Genomic DNA, 16693 nt, shown 5'->3' with positions numbered 1-16693 from the left:
GTAGGCGTGTCGCGTGGGTGTCAACGAGTAGGCAGCATCAACCCGGCATTGACCGGAGAGTTGGTCAGTTATATGCAGATTTTTCGGGCGCAGAATCCAGAGATGGGATGCTCCCTTTACCTAACAAGTAACTAGCAGGATGCCAACAGGGCACCGCCGGGTGCTAGCGGTGTGGGATGGCCGCCAGCTCGCGCGCCAGCCGCCGTACCGCCGCGGATGGCGTCTCGTGCCCCGTCATCGCATCGTGGACCACGGCCTGCACGACCAGGCTGACCTGGTCGTAGCGCGGGCTCTTGGGGCGCGGGGCGGCCGCGAGGACGCTGGCACGCAGCGTGGGCAGATAGGGGAACTCCCGGATCAGCTCCGGGTCCTGGTACAGCGCCGCCCGTACGGGCGGCAGCGCACCCTTGGTGAGGACCTGGCGCTGCGCCCGCTCGGTCGTGAGGTACGCGATCAGGCGCGCGGCCGAATCGGGGTGCCGCGCATGCGTGTTGACGGCCAGGTTGGAGCCGCCCAGCACGCTCGTGCCCGGTCCCTCGGGTCCGGGCAGGGGGACCGCGCCGACCTTCCCGGCGACCGCCGATCCCTTGCCGGAAGCACCGACGTAGGCGTACGGCCAGTTGCGCAGAAAGAGGAGGTGGCCGTCCTGGAAGGCCTGTTTGGACTCCTCTTCCTTGTACGTCAGCGCCTTCTTCGAGATCCAGCCGTCGCGCACGCCGTCGGCGAGGAACCCGATGCCCTCGCGGGCGGCCTCGGAGTTCACGGTGACGCGCTCGCCCTCGTCGCCGAGGATCGTACCGCCCGCCGAGTAGACCGCCTCCGCCGCGTTCACGGTGAGACCCTCGTAGGGCAGGAACTGGCCGGCGTAGCCGTCGAGTCCGTACTTCGGGGCGATGGTCCTCGCCTGTCGCTCCAGCTCGGCCCAGGTCCGCGGCGGCGCGACGCCCTCCTTGGCGAGGACGTCCTTGCGGTACAGGAGGAGTCCCGCGTTGGTGACGTACGGGACCGCGTACAGCCTTCCGTCGTACGTCGCCGTGTCCACGACCGGCGGCAGGAAGCTGCGGAGCGGGAAGCGGCCGCGGTCCAGCGGAGAGATCCAGCCCGCGGCGGCGAACTCCGAGGTCCAGGCGACGTCGATGTTGAGGACGTCGAAGCGGCTTCTGCCGCCGCCGCGCAGGTCTGTCGTCATCTGCGCGTGCGTCTCGTCGGCGGAGTCCGGGAGTTCGACGAGGGTGACCTTCTCGCCGGGGTGGGTACGGTTCCACCCTTCGAGCAGTGGCCCCAGATAGCCGGTGAGGTCCCCCGCGGTCGCCAGGGTGAGCGGGCCGCGACCGGCGCCGTGCGCCCCGTCGGCGGGGGTGCCGGAGGCGACGTAACCGGTCAGGACCACCGCCGCGACCAGGAGGCCCCTACCGGCGGCACGTATCCACCGCATAGGTTCCTCCCTGTACACCGGCGTCGGGCACCCTCGCCCGGCGTCAGTGGCCGTATACCTGTTAGGTATGGGCGATACTAGGGCCTGCGACACATTGGTCTCCGGCCGCATCGACCGGGCAACGGCCTGACATCGGTATGACATCGGTCTGCGGCACATGACAAGGACGCGGGGAGGAGAGCACGGGTGCGGCTGCCCCTCCTGGCCCTGCTGGCGCGAGGCCCGGCCCACGGGTACGAGCTCAAGCAGGACCTTGAGCAACTGCTGGGCTCCGCGTACCCTCAGCCCAACGTCGGCCAGATCTACGTCACGCTCGGCCGCCTCGAGAAGGCGGGACTGATCGAGGGCGAGGAAGTCGAGCAGTCGAGCCGACCCAACAAGAAGATCTACCACCTCACCGATACCGGGCGCGAGGCGCTGCAGGCCTGGTATCAGGAGACGGCGGACGAGCCTCGGGTACGGGACGAGTTCTTCATGAAACTCGCGCTCGCCCCGACAACCGGCCTGGCCGACCAGATCGCGCTGATCAACAAACAGCGGCGGCAGTATCTGAACACCATGCGCAACCTGTCGAAGCTCGCCGCGGCCGAGGACCGGGACAACCGCATCTCCCAGCTGCTGATCGAGGGCGCCATGCTGCACCTTCAGGCCGATCTGGACTGGCTGGAGCGCTGCCAGGAGGAACTGGAGGAGCTGGAATGAGCCACACCGCTCCTGTGCCGCGCGCCGAGGGTTCGGCTCCCTTGCTGCGCGCCGAGGGCCTGGTCAAGACCCACTACGGCGAGGGCGCCCCGGCGTATGCCGTGCGGGGAGTGGATCTTGCCGTGCGCCAGGGCGAGTTCGTGGCCGTCACCGGCCCGTCCGGTGCCGGCAAGTCCACGCTGCTGCACCTCCTCGGCGGCCTCCAGCGGCCCGACTCCGGCAGCGTCTGGCTGGACGGCGAGTGCACGGACGCGTACAGCGAGGCGCGCTGGGCGGTGGAACGGCGACGGCGCATCGGCATCGTCTTCCAGTTCTTCAACCTGGTCTCCAACCTGTCGGTCGCCGACAACGTGGAGCTGCCCGCCCTGCTCGCCGGGGTCTCCCCCAGGCAGGCGCGCGCCGAGCGCGAGCGGCTGCTGTCCGAGCTGGGCTTGGAGGGCAAGGGACGGAGCATGCCGGGTGAACTGTCCGGCGGCGAACAGCAGCGCGTCGCCCTGGCCCGGGCGCTGGTCAACCATCCGTCCCTGCTGCTGGCCGACGAACCCGCGGGCAGCCTGGACAGCAAGGGCACCCGCGAGGTGATGCGGCTGCTGTCCCGCTTCCACCAGCGCGGTCAGACGATCGTGCTCGTCACCCACGACGCCCGGCTCGCCAGCGCCGCGGACCGCGTGATCAGCTTCTTCGACGGCCGCATGGCCGACGACGCGGAACTCGACGGCACGCCGTCACGCGGCGCCGGGATATCCGGCGTGCTGGAACTGAGGGACTGAGCGGCGTGCGGGCCACTCTGCGCTGGGCGCATGCCGATCTGCGCACGCACCGGGGCGAGGCGCTGTTCATCGTGCTCGCCACCGCGGGAATCGTCACCTCGCTACTGCTCGCCGCGGCGCTCTTCGGATACGCGACGAACCCCTGGCAGCGCGTCTTCAGGCAGTCGCACGGCGCCCATGTGTGGATCCACACCGGCGCGTCCGCCGACGCCGGGCGGCTCGCGCGGCTGGACGGCGTCGCGTCCGTGGCGGGCCCGTACCGCACCGCGTCCGCCACCGTCGAGTCACGCGGCACCCGTGCCTCCGTCGAGCTGCGCGGCGCCGTCGAGCCGCCCGCCACCGGTCGGCCGCTGCTCGTCTCCGGTCACTGGCTCGACCACGCCCGGCCCGACGGAGTCGTCCTGGAGGAAAGCCTCGCCCGTGCGCTGTGGGCCGAGCCCGGGGACACCCTCACCGTGCCCGGCACCGCACGCACCCTGACCGTCCTGGGCGTGACCGACAGCGCCGAGCCCCGCTACCGCCCCGGCGAGCGGGCGGGGGTCGTCTGGGCGCTGCCCTCCGCTGTGCGGGGCGCGGACGGACATACGGGCCAGGTCATCGGCCTGCGCCTGACCGATCCCGGAGACACGGACTACGCCGTGCAGCGCGCGGTGACGACGCTCGGCTCCGGCGCGGTCACCCAGGTGTCGAACTGGCAGCAGGCCCGCGCCGAGGCCCAGGGCGACAACCGGCTGCTGGGACAGGTGCTGGGCCTGTTCGGCCTCGGCGCGCTCCTCGCCGCCGCGCTCGCCGTGCACGGCGCGATCGGTACCCGTATCCGCGGCCACCTGCGGGACATCTCGGTACTGAAGGCGATCGGGTTCACGCCCGGCCAGGTGGTGCGCATCTTCCTGATCCAGCACGTGGTGTACGCGTCGCTGGGCGCCCTGGCCGCCGCCACGCTCACGCAGGCGCTGGGGAGCCGGATCCCCGGCCGCCTCGGCGACGCCCTGGGTGTCTGGCAGGGACTGCCCGGACACACCGCGGTCCTGTTGGCGGTACCGGTGGCCGCGGTGGTCTTCATCGGCGCGACGACCGGGATCGCCGCGTGGCGGGCGGGCCGGGTGCCCCCCGTGCCGGTGCTGCGGGCCGCGGCACCGCCGGCCGGCCGCCTGTCGGGTGTGGCCCGCCGGGCGCTCGGACTGCGACTGCCCCCCGCGCTCGTGCTGGGCTGGCACCAGGCGTTCCCGCGGCGGCCGCGCTCGCTGGCCACGGTCGCCCGGCTCGCTCTTCCGCTGCTGCTGATCGTGGTCGCGCTGAGTGCCTGGACCACCATCGACCGCTTCCACAGCGAACCGGAGCGGATCGGCCTCGCGGCCGCGCTCACGGCGCACCCGGACGAGAGCCTCGGCGATCCCGCGGCCCGCGCCCTGCTCGCCCGGAACGCACAGGTCACCGCCGTGCATCCGGGCGCCGAGGTGGCCGCTCTGGTTCCGGGCCAGACGGCGACGATCGCACTGCGCGGGCTCGGTACGCGCCAGGACCCGTACCCGTTCTCGCTGGCCGAGGGCCGCCCGGCCCGCGGGCCCGACGAGGCGGTGGCCGGTCAGGGACTGCTCGACCTGCTGGACGTGCGCGTCGGGGACTGGGTGCGGATGACCGTAGGCGCGCGCCCGCAGATCCTGCACATCGTCGGCCGCAGCATCGAGCCGGAGAACGGCGGCCGCGTCATCTCCACCTCGCTCGACACCCTGCGCGAGAACGACCCGGAGCTGCGCCCGACCCTCTACCAGCTCCAGTTGCGCCCCGGCGCCGATCCGGGCAGGGTCGCCGCCGAGCTGACCGCGGCCGGGCACGGGCACCTGGACGTGCACGCCGTGACCAACCCGGCCGACGGTCTCTCGCCGTTGCGCGGCGTCGTCGTCGGACTGATCGCCGTACTGGCCCTCATCGGACTCATCGAGCTGCTGACCGCGGTCGGCGGCACCGTACGCGAGGGCGAACGGGATCTCCTGGCGCTCAAGGCCATCGGGCTGTCTCCGCGGCAGATCACGGCGGTCACCGTCACGGCCACCGCCTGCACCGCGCTGGCAGCGGTCCTCGCGGGTACGGCGCTGGGGCTGCCTCTGGCGCACTGGCTGATCGACGTCCAGGGCAAGTCGAGTGGAATCGGCGCCGGTATCGCCCGGGGGCCGTCCCCCCTCCTGCTGTCCCTGTTCGGTCTGGCCGCGGTCCTGGGCGCCGCCGCCCTCGCCGCGCTCCCCGCCGGCCGCGCCGCCCGACGACGACTCGCGGACACCCTGAGCGCGGTGGCCTGAGCCTGGGACCCGCGCGCGGTCAGAACCCGTGCGGGTCCTGCTGGTTGTAGGGGTTCTGCGGTCCCTGGTTGTAGGGGTTCCGCGGTCCCTGGTTGTAGGGGTTCCGCGGTCCCTGGTTGTAGGGGTTCCGCTGCCCCGGCGCATAGGGGTTGCCCTGGTTGTACGTGTACGCCGGACCCGGCCCGTACGGGTTGCCCTGCGGCGGCAGGTACCCGTACGGCGGGGCAGGCGGAGCCGACGGGACTGGCGGAGGCAGTGTGGCCGGATGCGCCCTCAGCCGTATCCCGTGCCGCCTGCGCAACCGGTACATCTCCAGCGCGGCAATCCCCGTGACCGTCACCGGCGCCCCCAGAATGAAGACGACCCCCATCCCGAGACTGAGCCCGTGCAGATCCCCCGTGGCGAGGTCCGGAAGGGCCATCAGCCACGTCGTCACGGTGGCGAGCAACGGCGGCAGACACCGATGCACCGCGGCCGTACCGAAGAAGTTGCCGGACACCTTCACCGCACCCGAGCCGACGAAGCCGGTCAGCCAGATCGCCACCAGCCCCAGCACCAGGGCGAACCCTCCGACCCCGGTGGCAAGCCACCACATCAGCACGGTCAGGACGATGGACCCGACGAATGCCAGCAGCAGCTTGAACGAGTTGCCGAGCGGCACCCGCAGCTGCCGGACCGTCCCGGTGCGCCGCCAGACGAAGAGCATCGCCCCGACGGTCAACGGTGTGATGAACAGCAGCACGGCGGACGCCGTCAGCATGTTCTGCAGCATTTCCGTGAAGGCGAACCCGCCTTGCACGAAGGTGTAGACACCGACCGCCGCGACCGCCCCGGCGATGACCCGTACCCGCTTGAGCCGCTCCACCCCCGGATCGACCGCCTCCGGGATCCACGCCGGATGGAACACCGCCTCCGCGACCCGCTTCGGCCTCAGAAACGACCTCGCCGTCAGCGTGCCGCCCGTCCAACTCCCTCGCGAATCAGTCAACTTCCGCTCCCCCGAGCCTTCATCCGCATGATCGCCCGGGAGTCTACGGGAAGCGGGCGGACTCCCACCGCCCGCTTTCCGTGACCCACGCGCGACCGCGCCTACCGGCCGCGCAGCTCCCGGTACTTCGCGACGAGTGCCTTCGTCGACTCGTCCAGGCCCGGCACGTCGGCGCCCTCGGTCAGCGCGGGTTCGACCCGCTTGGCGAGGACCTTGCCGAGCTCGACGCCCCACTGGTCGAAGGAGTCGATGTTCCAGACCGCGCCCTGGACGAACACCTTGTGCTCGTAGAGGGCGACCAACTGGCCGAGGACCGAAGGCGACAGCTTCCTCGCGAGGATCGTCGTCGTCGGGTGGTTGCCCTTGAACGTCTTGTGCGGGACCAGTTCCTCGGGCACGCCCTCGGCGCGCACCTCGTCGGGCGTCTTGCCGAAGGCGAGGGCCTGGGTCTGCGCGAAGAAGTTCGCCATCAGCAGGTCGTGCTGGGCGACCAGGCCCGGCAGCAGATCGGCGACGGGCTCGGCGAAACCGATGAAGTCCGCCGGGATCAGCTTCGTGCCCTGGTGGATGAGCTGGTAGTAGGCGTGCTGCCCGTTGGTGCCGGGCGTGCCCCACACCACCGGGCCGGTCTCCCACTCCACGTCGTGCCCGTCGCGCCCCACGGACTTGCCGTTGGACTCCATGTCCAACTGCTGCAGATACGCCGTGAACTTCGAAAGGTAGTGCGAGTACGGCAGTACGGCGTGCGACTGGGCGTCGTGGAAGTTGCCGTACCAGATGCCCAACAGGCCCATCAGCAGCGGCACATTGGTCTCGGCGGGCGCGGTGCGGAAGTGCTCGTCGACGAGGTGGAACCCGTCGAGCATCTCCCGGAAGCGGTCCGGCCCGATCGCGATCATCAGGGACAGACCGATCGCGGAGTCGTACGAGTACCGTCCGCCGACCCAGTCCCAGAACTCGAACATGTTGGCCGTGTCGATACCGAAGTCGGCGACCTTCTCGGCGTTGGTCGACAGCGCCACGAAGTGCTTGGCCACCGCCTCCTGACCGGCCCTCAGCTCGGTCAGCAGCCAGTTGCGCGCGGAGGTCGCGTTGGTGATCGTCTCGATGGTGGTGAACGTCTTCGAGGCGATGATGAACAGCGTCTCGGCCGGGTCGAGGTCGCGGACGGCCTCGTGCAGGTCGGCGCCGTCCACGTTCGACACGAAGCGGACCGTGAGGTCGCGGTCGGTGAAGGAGCGCAGCACCTCGTACGCCATCGCCGGACCGAGGTCGGAGCCGCCGATACCGATGTTCACGACGTTCTTGATGCGCTTGCCGGTGTGACCGGTCCACTCGCCGGAGCGGACCCGCTCGGCGAAGCCGGCCATCTTGTCGAGCACGGCGTGCACGGCCGGGACGACGTTCTCCCCGTCGACCTCGATCACCGCGTCGCGCGGGGCGCGCAGCGCCACGTGGAGCACGGCCCGGTTCTCGGTGACGTTGATCTTCTCGCCGCGGAACATGGCGTCCCGCAGCCCGAAGACGTCGGTCGCCGCCGCCAGCTCGCGCAGCAGCCCCAGCGTCTCGTCGGTGACCAGGTGCTTGGAGTAGTCGACGTGCAGATCGCCGACCTGGAGGGTGTACCCGGTTCCGCGCCCGGGGTCGGTTGCGAACAGGTCCCGCAGATGGGTCTGGGCGAGCTCCTCGCGGTGCTTGGCCAGAGCGGTCCACTCGGGCGTCTGGTTGAGCCTGGCACGGCTGTCTGCGTTCATCTCTGGCTTCCGCCTTCTTTCCTGCGTGTGCTGCTGCTTGCCTCGCCCCACTGCCGGTCCCAACCTAATTGATCAGGGCTTGACGTGAGCTGTCGTAGCGCCGTCGTCCGGCTCAACAACAGATACGTCCGGCAGATGCGCGGGTATCAGCGAGGTGACGGCGAGCCCGAAGAGGACGGCCGCGAACAGCGCGGGTCCGTTCAGCCCGTAGGCGCCCGCCACGGTGCCTCCGAGCAGGGCGCCGACCGGGGCCCCGGAGGTGGAGGCGGTGCGGAACGCGGAGCTGACGCGGCCCACCATGGCTGCCGGGCTGCGCTGCTGCATCAGCGTGACCTGGTTGACGTTCCACACCATGCCCATCAGTCCGAGCAGGACCATGCCCGCGAGGAGTGCACCCAGGTGGCGGACGGTGCCGAGGAGTACGAGGGCCGCCGTCTGGACGCATCCGCACAGGATCAGGCTCCGTACCCGCCCGATCCGGCGCGCGATCCACTGGGCCTGCACTCCCCCGGCCAGGGATCCGGCCGAGTAGGCCGTCATCGCGGCCGCGAAGCCCGCGTTTCCCGCGTGCAGCCAGCCGGTCACGTGCAGGACCAGCGTGGCGATCAGGGCGCCCATGCCGATGTTGCACAGCAGTGTGGCCGTGCAGACCGCGCGCAGCACCCGGTCGTGCCACAGGGTGCGCACTCCTTCGGCCACCTCCGCCCGCAGGGTGCTCCCGGCGGGCCGGGGCTCCCGCTCGGGCCCCCGGATCCGCAGGGAGGCCACGAGGGCCGCGGCCAGCAGATAGGTGACCGCGTCGGCCGCGAACGGCGCGGCGGCCCCGAGCGTGAGCAGCAGCGGCACGAAGGGGCCGGCCAGGAAGCCGCCGGCCAGCTGCTGGCCGGTCATCAGCCTGGCATTGGCGCTGCCCAGGGTCTCTTTGCCCACCAGGGAGGGCAGCAGTGCCGTGGACGCGTTGTCGAACAGTGTCTGGAGGCTGGTCAGGGCGAAGGCGAGCGCGATCAGCAGGCCGATCGTGGCGTGGCCGAGCCCGACGGCGAGGGCGAAGCAGGCCACCAGCCCGCCGCGTACGGTGTCGACGGCCCACATCGCCCGCCGCTGGTCCACCCGGTCCGCGACCGCGCCGCCCAGCAGCCCGAACAGGAGCCAGGGGAGGTAGCCGCAGGCCGTGACGGAGGCGATGACGAGCGGATCGTCCGTGAGCCGCACGGCGAGCAGCGGCAGCGCGGCGGTGCGCAGGGCGTCCCCGAAACGCGACACCACCGCCGCGCTCCACAGCCGCCCGAACCCCCCGCCCCACGCGGGTGCACGCGCCCCCGCCGCCTCGACCGTCGTCACAACGCCCCCTCCGGTTCCGCCACTTCAAGAACGGTAGAGGGCACCACTGACAATCGGCTCGCGACGGGGCCGCGGACGCTCCGTGACCGGGTGGACACGCGGGCGCGCCCCGGCGGCGCGCCCGCGCGCGACCCGGTGTACGAAACACGTCCGGCCAGGCACCTCGGTGCCCGGCCGGTTCTCAACTCCTAGATTTCGCCCCGCAGTTTGGCGAGCGCCTCGGCGAGGATGGCCTCGCCGTCCGCGTCGCTGCGCCGCTCCCGTACGTACGCGAGGTGCGTCTTGTACGGCTCGGTGCGCGGCGGGTCCGGCGGGTTGTCCTGGTCCTGTCCGGCGGGAAAGCCGCAGCGCGGGCAGTCCCAGGTCTCGGGAACCTGCGCGTCGCTGGCGAAGCTGGGCACCGTCTCGTGCCCGTTGGAGCACCAGAAGGAGATGCGCAGCCGCGGCGCGGACTCGCCGCGCTCGGCCTCGCCCATCGGCCCCGCCCCGACCCGGCTTCCTCGGATCGCGTTGCCACTTGCCACGGTCGTAACTCCCTGCGTGATGGTGCCGCGAAGCGAGTCGGCGTGACGCTTCGCTGCGAGCGCCTCAGTCTACGTAAGGCCCAACGCGCGTCCAGTGATTGGAGTTACACCCCGGCCCCTAGACGCAAGCCCCATGATAGGCCGCGCCTGGGGGCGCGCACCGGACATGGGGCCTTACGTGCGGATTGTGCTTGCGTAATGTGCAGTTGTGCTGCTGTACCGATGTCGGTCGGTGATCAGTTGTTGACCTTCATCAGGATGCCGAGCACGACAATGGACGCGAACCAGAGCAGACCGATCACCACGGTGATGCGGTCGAGGTTGCGCTCGGCGACCGAGGAGCCACCGACGGACGACTGCATGCCGCCACCGAACATGTCGGAGAGACCGCCGCCCTTCCCCTTGTGCATCAGCACCAGCAGCATCAGCAGCAGGCTGAAGACGATCAGGGCGATCGAGAACCCCAAAACCACGGCTGGACCAACTTCCTCGGAACTGAATGGACGACGGGGGCCGAAGCCTACTGGGTGAGCACCTCAAGCCCACTCGGAAGGCCGCGACCCCCGCAAGGGTACGACGAATCGCCGCTAGCGCATACTTACTGGTCGCGGAAGCGGACGATCTTGACGAACTCGTCGGCGTCCAGAGAGGCACCGCCGACCAGGGCGCCGTCGATGTCGGGCTTCGCCATGATCTCCGCGACATTGCCGGACTTCACGGAGCCGCCGTACTGGATACGGACCTGGTCGGCCACTTCCTGGGAGTACAGCTCGGCCAGCCGGGCGCGGATCGCCGCGCAGACCTCCTGGGCGTCGTCGGAGCCGCAGACCTTGCCGGTGCCGATGGCCCAGACCGGCTCGTAAGCGATCACGATCGACTCGGCCTGCTCCGCCGGGACGTCCTTGAGACCGCCGTCGACCTGGGAGAGCGTGTGCGAGACGTGATTGCCCGCCTCACGGACGTCCAGCTCCTCGCCGACGCACAGGATCGGGGTCAGGCCGTGCTTGAAGGCGGCCTTGATCTTGGCGTTGACGATCTCGTCGGTCTCGTTGTGGTACTGCCGACGCTCGGAGTGGCCGATCGCCACGTACGTGCACTTCAGCTTGGACAGCATCGGGCCCGAGATCTCGCCGGTGTAGGCGCCGGAGTCCTGCGCCGACAGGTCCTGCGCGCCGTACTTGATCTTGAGCTTGTCGCCGTCGACCAGGGTCTGCACGGAGCGCAGGTCGGTGAAGGGCGGCAGGACGGCGACCTCACAGGCCTCGTAGTCCTTGTCGGCCAGGGCGAAGGCGAGCTTCTGGACGTGCGCGATGGCCTCGAGGTGGTTGAGGTTCATCTTCCAGTTGCCCGCCATCAGCGGCATACGGGTCGTCATGCGGGGTCAGTCCTCCAGTGCGGCGAGGCCGGGGAGCGTCTTGCCCTCGAGGTATTCGAGGGAGGCGCCGCCACCGGTCGAGATGTGACCGAATGCCTTCTCGTCGAAGCCCAGGATGCGGACGGCCGCGGCGGAGTCGCCACCGCCGACGACCGTGAAGGCCGGGGATTCGACGAGGGCCTGGGCGACCGCCTTGGTGCCCTCGGCGTAGTCGGGGTGCTCGAAGACGCCCATCGGACCGTTCCAGAAGACGGTGGCCGCGTCGGCGAGCTTCGAGGCGTACAGCTTGCGGGTCTCCGGACCGATGTCCAGGCCCTCCTGGTCGGCCGGGATGGCGTCCGCGGCGACGGTGGTGGGGTTGGCGGGGGCCTTGGTCTTCAGGTCCGGGAACTCCGGAGCGACCAGGACGTCGACGGGGAGGACCAGCTCGACGCCGTTCTTCTCCGCGCGGTCCATGTACTCCTTGACGGCCGGAACCTGGTCCTCCTGAAGGAGGGAGATGCCGACCTCGTACCCCTTGGCCTTGAGGAAGGTGTACGCCATGCCACCGCCGATGAGCAGACGGTCGGCCTTGCCGAGCAGCTGGTCGATGACGGCGAGCTTGTCGGAGACCTTGGCGCCGCCGAGCGCGACGACGTAGGGGCGCTTGACGTCCTCGGTGAGCTTCTTCAGGACGTTGACCTCGGTGGCGATGAGGTAGCCCGCGTAGTGCGGAAGGCGCGCCGGGAGGTCGTACACGGAGGCGTGCTTGCGGTGCACGGCACCGAAACCGTCGCCTACGTAGACGTCGGCCAGGGCGGCGAGCTGGTCGGCGAACTCGCCGCGCTCGGTGTCGTCCTTGGACGTCTCGCCCGGGTTGAAGCGCAGGTTCTCGATGACGGCGACCTGGCCGGGCTGGAGGCCGTTCACCGCGTCGTGGGCGGCAGGGCCGACGGTGTCCTGGGCGAACGCCACGGGGGCACCGAGCAGTTCACCGAGACGCTCGGCGGGCTGCAGCAGGGAGAACGCCGGGTCCGGGGCGCCCTTGGGGCGGCCCAGGTGCGAGGCAACGACCACCTTGGCGCCCGCTTCGGCGAGGGCCTTGATGGTGGGCAGGACGGCGCGGATACGGCCGTCGTCGGTGATGAGGCCGTCGGCCAGCGGCACGTTGAGGTCGGCGCGGACGAAGACCCGCTTGCCGTCCACGCCTTCGGCGAGAAGTTCGTCGATCGTCTTCATAAAGGGACTCCTAGGAAGGCTCTGTTGTCCGGGAGGGCTGATCGATCCGTGCACAGAGCAGGGCTCGGACAACGCGGCGCTGCGTTGCCCGAGCCCTGCTCTCACATCAGAGGTGCCTGCTCCGGGACTTAGAGCTGGCCGCCGACGAAGACCGTGAGGTCGACGAGGCGGTTGGAGTAGCCCCACTCGTTGTCGTACCAGCCGAGGATCTTCACCGAGTTGCCCTCCTGGACCATCGTCAGGGAGGAGTCGAAGGTGCAGGAGGCCGGGTCGCCGACGATGTCCGAGGAGACGATCGGGTCCTCGGTGTAGGCCAGGTAGCCCTTGAGGTCGCCGTCGTCGGAGGCCTTCTTGAACGCGGCGTTGACCTCGTCCTTGGTGACCTCGCGCTGCAGCGTCACGACCAGGTCGGTGGCCGAGCCGGTCGGGACCGGGACGCGCATCGCGATGCCGTCGAGCTTGCCCTTGAGCTGCGGGAGGACCAGGGCGGTGGCCTTGGCGGCACCGGTCGTGGTCGGGATGATGTTCTCGGCGGCGGCGCGGGCGCGACGCAGGTCCGAGTGCGGGAAGTCCAGGATGCGCTGGTCGTTCGTGTACGCGTGGACCGTCGTCATCAGGCCCTTGACGATGCCGAAGTTCTCGTCGAGCACCTTGGCCATCGGCGCCACACAGTTGGTGGTGCAGGAGGCGTTGGAGATGATGTTGTGCTGCGCCGGGTCGTACTGGTCCTGGTTGACGCCCATCACGATGGTGATGTCCTCGTCCTTGGCCGGAGCCGAGATCAGGACCTTCTTGGCGCCGCCGGCGATGTGCTTCTCGGCGTCGGCCTTCTTGGTGAAGATGCCGGTCGACTCGATGACGATGTCGACGCCCAGCTCGCCCCACGGGATGTCGGCGGGGTTGCGCTCGGAGAGCACCTTGATGGTGTGGCCGTCGACGGTGATCGTGTCGGCGGTGTGCGACACCTCGGCCTTGAGGCGGCCCAGGATGGTGTCGTACTTCAGCAGGTGAGCGGTGGTCGCGGTGTCACCCAGGTCGTTGACAGCCACGATCTCGATGTCAGCACCCTGCTCCAGCAGCGCGCGGAAGTAGTTACGACCGATGCGGCCAAAGCCGTTGATGCCTACGCGGATCGTCACGAACCGATCTCCTCGTTAGGTACGCCGACTCAGTGCCGGCGAGTTGTATGGGATGTCCCCGACCGCCTACGACCCTACCTCCCCGAGGCGTCTGCGGTGACATCGAGATACCCCATACACGGCAGGGCGTTCCGTACCCACCAGTAGGGGTACGGAACACCCTCGGTGTTGACGAGATAGTCACACTGGGTTAGCTGTTCAGCGCCCCGAGCGCCTTCTTGACGAGGGCCGCGCGGTCGGCCGCCGCGGTGACGTGCTCCAGGCCGAAGCCCAGCAGCACCGTGTCGTCCGTGGTGACTCCGCCGTACGTCTTGAACAGTTCTCCGTAGCGCGCCCAGTCCTTGAGCACGGAGGGGCTGCCCGGAGGCGGCCCGGAGGCGCTCCAGGGCCCGAGGGAGGTCTCGAAGCCCTCGGTCTCGGTGGCCGCCCCGCCGACGACGAGGGAGGCGTTGTCCGCGAGGACGCCGTGACCGCCGGTGTTCGGGTCGGTGATGTAGCTCAACGACACCTGGACCGACTTGCCGGCGTACGCGCTGAGGTCGAAGTTGACCTGCTGCCAGCCACTGGAGGCACCGGTGAAGCTGTTCCACGCCCCGCTGGTACCGGTGTTGGCGCAGCCGGTGGGACTCACGGTCAGGTACCGCTTGAGGAAGGGGTGCTCCCTGACCAGGAATCCGGCCTCGCACTCCGCCGGGACCGCGGTGCTGGTGGCACCGCCCGCCTCCGGCAGCGTCGTCCAGTCGTCCGCACCGGTGGTGTGGGCCTCGAGCACCGCGTGGTCGTAGCCGGGCTCGGTGTCCCACAGGAGCTGGGTGCGCAGCGTCGGCTTGTCGGCGGCGCTGACACCGGTGAGGTCGATGGTCCGGGTGAGGCGCTTGTAGGCGTCGTCGGTGTGCACGGCGGCGGCCATGTACGAGCCCGCGTAGGGCCCGTACGGGTTGACGGTCCCGGCGAACTGACCCGCTCCCGCGCTCGAGGCGAACTGCGGGTACTGCGTGGGTGCCAGCGAGTCCGAGGTGACGCCGTAGGTGCCCGCGGTGTTCAGCGGATTGCCGGGCGCGTCGCCGAGCGCCCCCGTGAAGCCGGTGAGCTTCCCGGCGCCGGTGAATCCGTTGGCCCCTGGAGTGGACGTACGGGAGTAGGCGCCCAGGTAGTACTGGCTGAAGTCGTTCGAAAGGGTGCCTCCGCCGAGGTCGACGTTGCCGCCGGCCTGCTCGCCCGCCTCGATCAGCTTGCCGCCCTCGTTGAGGAAGGCGCGCAGCTGGAGCTGGGTGGCGTTGCCCGGCCGTGCGGCGCCGGTGTAGTGGACGACCGTCTTGAAGTGGTCGAGCACGCCGAGCGCGTCGGGTGCGCCCAGGGTTGCCACGTCCCAGACGAGGGGCTTCTTGCCGTTGGCCTTCAGGGCGTCGACGTAGGCCTGGGACTGCGTGGCGGTCGCGCCCTCCTCGGCGACGACCAGCGTGTCGGCACTGGGCCGCTGGGCCACGGTGTACGTGAAGTGCGTACTGGAGGTCTTCTTGCCGCTCTTGGTCTCACCGGTGAACCACACCTCGACCTTGTCGCCGGGGCCGCCGCCCTTCACCTTGGCGCGGTACTCGTCGAAGTAGAGGTTGTCCTTGCCGCCGTAGGTCTCGCCGCCCTTCCATGCCTTGAGGGCCACGTCCAGCGTACGGCCGCCGTTGACGCGGTACTTGAGCTCCTTGTCGCGTACGGACTTGCGGACGACGACGGAGACCGCCTGGTCGGCCCCGCGGGAGTACGACGTCGTGAAGGGGGCCGGGGTGAAGTCGGCCGCGGCGAGGCCCACCGAGGACGACGGCTGGTCGGGGTGGGCCGCGGTCTCGGCGACGGAGAGCGCGAACGGGACGTTCTTCTCGAATTCCTGCTCGATCAGCTTCTCGTCGTCCGGGAAGGTGAAGACCGAGGCGCAGTCGGCCGCGTTCCAGGCGTCGTTCGGGTCGATGTTCGAGGCGGTCTCACAGGTCGACATCTCGGGGGTGAACATCGCCATGCCGTTGACGTTGCCCGCGTGGCCGTCCGCCTCGCCGTTGGTCGTGTAGAGCTCCGAGGAGACCTGGGGGTGGTAGCCCGGGATCGCGGAGTGCTCCGGGGTTCCGGCGAGCGCCTTGTAGAGCACGTCGTCCGGGGTGGGCGTCGCCACCTGCCAGCCCACTCCGTAGAGGAGCAGTTCGGCGGCGGAGTGGTAGTTGATGCCGTACGTGAAGCCGATCCGCTTCTCGAAGGCGTCGAGCGCCTTGGTCTCGGGCTCGGAACCGGGGCTCGCGCCGCGGTAGGTCTCACTGGTGGGGTTGGGTGACGAACCCTCGTCGTCGTAGCCCCACTTGTAGGCGAAGTTGCGGTTGAGGTCGACGCCGTCACCGGTGGAGATGACCCCGTCGCCGTTGACGTCCCGCAGGTTCTTGCGCCACTGGCGGGCGTCGGCGTCCTTGAACGTGTAGTCGTAGCCGTCGGGGTTGGCCGACAGGACGAACCACAGTTCGGTGGAGTCGACGATCTTCTTGATGCGCTTGTCCGTGGAGTAGTTGTCCAAGTAGTAGTGCATCAGACGCCGTGTCATCTCGGGCGTGATCCACTCGCGCGCGTGCTGGTTGGACATGTACAGCACGGACGGCTTGGAGCCGTCCTTGGACTTCTTCGCGCCCTTGGTCAGTTTGAGCGCGAGGATGTCCTGGCCGTTGACCGTCTTGCCGATGGAGACGACCTTGGTGAGGTCGGGGTGGGCGGCGCCGGTCTTGACGATCTCCTCCTGGAGATTGCCCTTGCCGCTGTACGGGCGGAACACGCCCTGGGCCGCGTTCTCCACCCGCGCCTCGGCCTTGGCCGACAGGGTGTGCTCGGTGAGGTCGACGCCCTGCTTCTCCAGCTTCTTGGCCTGCTGGTCGGTGACGTAGACCTCGACCGCGCTCTTGCCGTTCTTCCACGTCGTGTCGCCGAGTTCGTGGCCGTCCTGCCCGGCCGCGAGCAGCAGGGGTATCTGCTGCTTCGTGATCTCCGCGTGGAACACCTTCACGGCGTTCGCGTCGGGCTTGGGTGAACCGCCGTTCTGCGCCTGGGCGATGGGCGCCATGCCCGCACCGCCCAGCAGGAGCGCGCCGGTAGCGAGGATCGCTCTCGCTCTTCGTCTCATGA

General features: G+C 69.7%; 13 protein-coding genes. 3 read left to right on the top strand and 10 right to left on the bottom strand.

The genetic code is table 11. The annotated features are described in order from the left end of the window. Nucleotides 1-163: 163 nt before the first annotated feature. Complete coding sequence (locus tag ACZ69M_RS30110) at nt 164-1435, bottom strand: ABC transporter substrate-binding protein (protein WP_470054687.1); 1272 nt, start codon at nt 1433-1435, stop codon at nt 164-166. 186 nt (nt 1436-1621) lie between these two features. Here ACZ69M_RS30110 and ACZ69M_RS30105 point away from each other — a divergent pair, with 186 nt between their 5' ends. The 3 genes from ACZ69M_RS30105 to ACZ69M_RS30095 are packed head-to-tail and all read left to right on the top strand — an operon-like array spanning nt 1622 to nt 5204. Next, a complete protein-coding gene (locus tag ACZ69M_RS30105) occupies nt 1622-2137 on the top strand; it encodes a PadR family transcriptional regulator (RefSeq protein ID WP_470054685.1) in 516 nt (171 codons plus the stop codon). Beyond that, nucleotides 2134-2907, top strand: coding sequence for an ABC transporter ATP-binding protein (locus ACZ69M_RS30100; RefSeq protein WP_470054683.1), 774 nt, complete (start codon nt 2134-2136; stop codon nt 2905-2907). The genes ACZ69M_RS30105 and ACZ69M_RS30100 overlap by 4 nt, the downstream gene beginning before the upstream one ends. 5 nt (nt 2908-2912) lie before the next feature. Continuing rightward, nucleotides 2913-5204, top strand: a complete 2292-nt coding sequence (locus tag ACZ69M_RS30095; protein ID WP_470054681.1) for an ABC transporter permease — start codon at nt 2913-2915, stop codon at nt 5202-5204. 19 nt (nt 5205-5223) lie between these two features. On the opposite strand, the gene ACZ69M_RS30090 is transcribed toward ACZ69M_RS30095, so the two are convergent. The 9 genes from ACZ69M_RS30090 to ACZ69M_RS30050 form a co-directional block, all read right to left on the bottom strand. Beyond that, nucleotides 5224-6192: a hypothetical protein gene (locus tag ACZ69M_RS30090; protein ID WP_470054679.1), complete on the bottom strand. Its 969-nt coding sequence runs from the start codon at nt 6190-6192 to the stop codon at nt 5224-5226. 101 nt (nt 6193-6293) lie between these two features. Beyond that, nucleotides 6294-7946 (bottom strand): glucose-6-phosphate isomerase, encoded by a 1653-nt coding sequence (gene pgi, locus ACZ69M_RS30085; protein ID WP_470054677.1) that lies wholly within the window; start codon nt 7944-7946, stop codon nt 6294-6296. A 72-nt stretch (nt 7947-8018) separates the two neighbouring features. Then, nucleotides 8019-9287, bottom strand: a complete 1269-nt coding sequence (locus ACZ69M_RS30080) for an MFS transporter (protein ID WP_470054675.1) — start codon at nt 9285-9287, stop codon at nt 8019-8021. A gap of 188 nt (nt 9288-9475) precedes the next feature. Next, on the bottom strand, nt 9476-9811 hold the full coding sequence (locus ACZ69M_RS30075; RefSeq protein WP_075026247.1) for an RNA polymerase-binding protein RbpA: 336 nt from the start codon (nt 9809-9811) through the stop codon (nt 9476-9478). A gap of 236 nt (nt 9812-10047) precedes the next feature. Beyond that, nucleotides 10048-10284 (bottom strand): preprotein translocase subunit SecG, encoded by a 237-nt coding sequence (secG, locus tag ACZ69M_RS30070; protein WP_006373292.1) that lies wholly within the window; start codon nt 10282-10284, stop codon nt 10048-10050. A 125-nt stretch (nt 10285-10409) separates the two neighbouring features. Then, on the bottom strand, nt 10410-11186 hold the full coding sequence (gene tpiA / locus ACZ69M_RS30065; RefSeq protein WP_470054672.1) for a triose-phosphate isomerase: 777 nt from the start codon (nt 11184-11186) through the stop codon (nt 10410-10412). Between the two features lie 6 nt (nt 11187-11192). Further along, nucleotides 11193-12404 carry a phosphoglycerate kinase gene (locus ACZ69M_RS30060; RefSeq protein WP_054235923.1) on the bottom strand — a complete coding sequence of 404 codons (1212 nt, stop codon included), beginning with the start codon at nt 12402-12404 and terminating at the stop codon, nt 11193-11195. A 128-nt stretch (nt 12405-12532) separates the two neighbouring features. Continuing rightward, complete coding sequence (gene gap, locus ACZ69M_RS30055) at nt 12533-13543, bottom strand: type I glyceraldehyde-3-phosphate dehydrogenase (RefSeq protein ID WP_351303047.1); 1011 nt, start codon at nt 13541-13543, stop codon at nt 12533-12535. A gap of 190 nt (nt 13544-13733) precedes the next feature. Continuing rightward, nucleotides 13734-16691, bottom strand: coding sequence for a M14 family metallopeptidase (locus ACZ69M_RS30050; RefSeq protein WP_470054669.1), 2958 nt, complete (start codon nt 16689-16691; stop codon nt 13734-13736). Between the last annotated feature and the right edge of the window lie 2 nt (nt 16692-16693).

The organism is Streptomyces sp. NPDC107454, from assembly GCF_055582885.1.
Note: the sequence above shows the minus strand (reverse complement) of the source record. Positions and strands in the feature narration are given on the sequence as shown.

Coding starts and splice junctions, on each gene's coding strand:
- ACZ69M_RS30110 (WP_470054687.1), bottom strand. CDS start 1,435: ATGCGGTGGATACGTGCCGCCGGTAGGGGCCTCCTGGTCGCGGCGGTG.
- ACZ69M_RS30100 (WP_470054683.1), top strand. CDS start 2,134: ATGAGCCACACCGCTCCTGTGCCGCGCGCCGAGGGTTCGGCTCCCTTG.
- pgi (WP_470054677.1), bottom strand. CDS start 7,946: ATGAACGCAGACAGCCGTGCCAGGCTCAACCAGACGCCCGAGTGGACC.
- tpiA (WP_470054672.1), bottom strand. CDS start 11,186: ATGACGACCCGTATGCCGCTGATGGCGGGCAACTGGAAGATGAACCTC.
- ACZ69M_RS30060 (WP_054235923.1), bottom strand. CDS start 12,404: ATGAAGACGATCGACGAACTTCTCGCCGAAGGCGTGGACGGCAAGCGG.
- ACZ69M_RS30050 (WP_470054669.1), bottom strand. CDS start 16,691: ATGAGACGAAGAGCGAGAGCGATCCTCGCTACCGGCGCGCTCCTGCTG.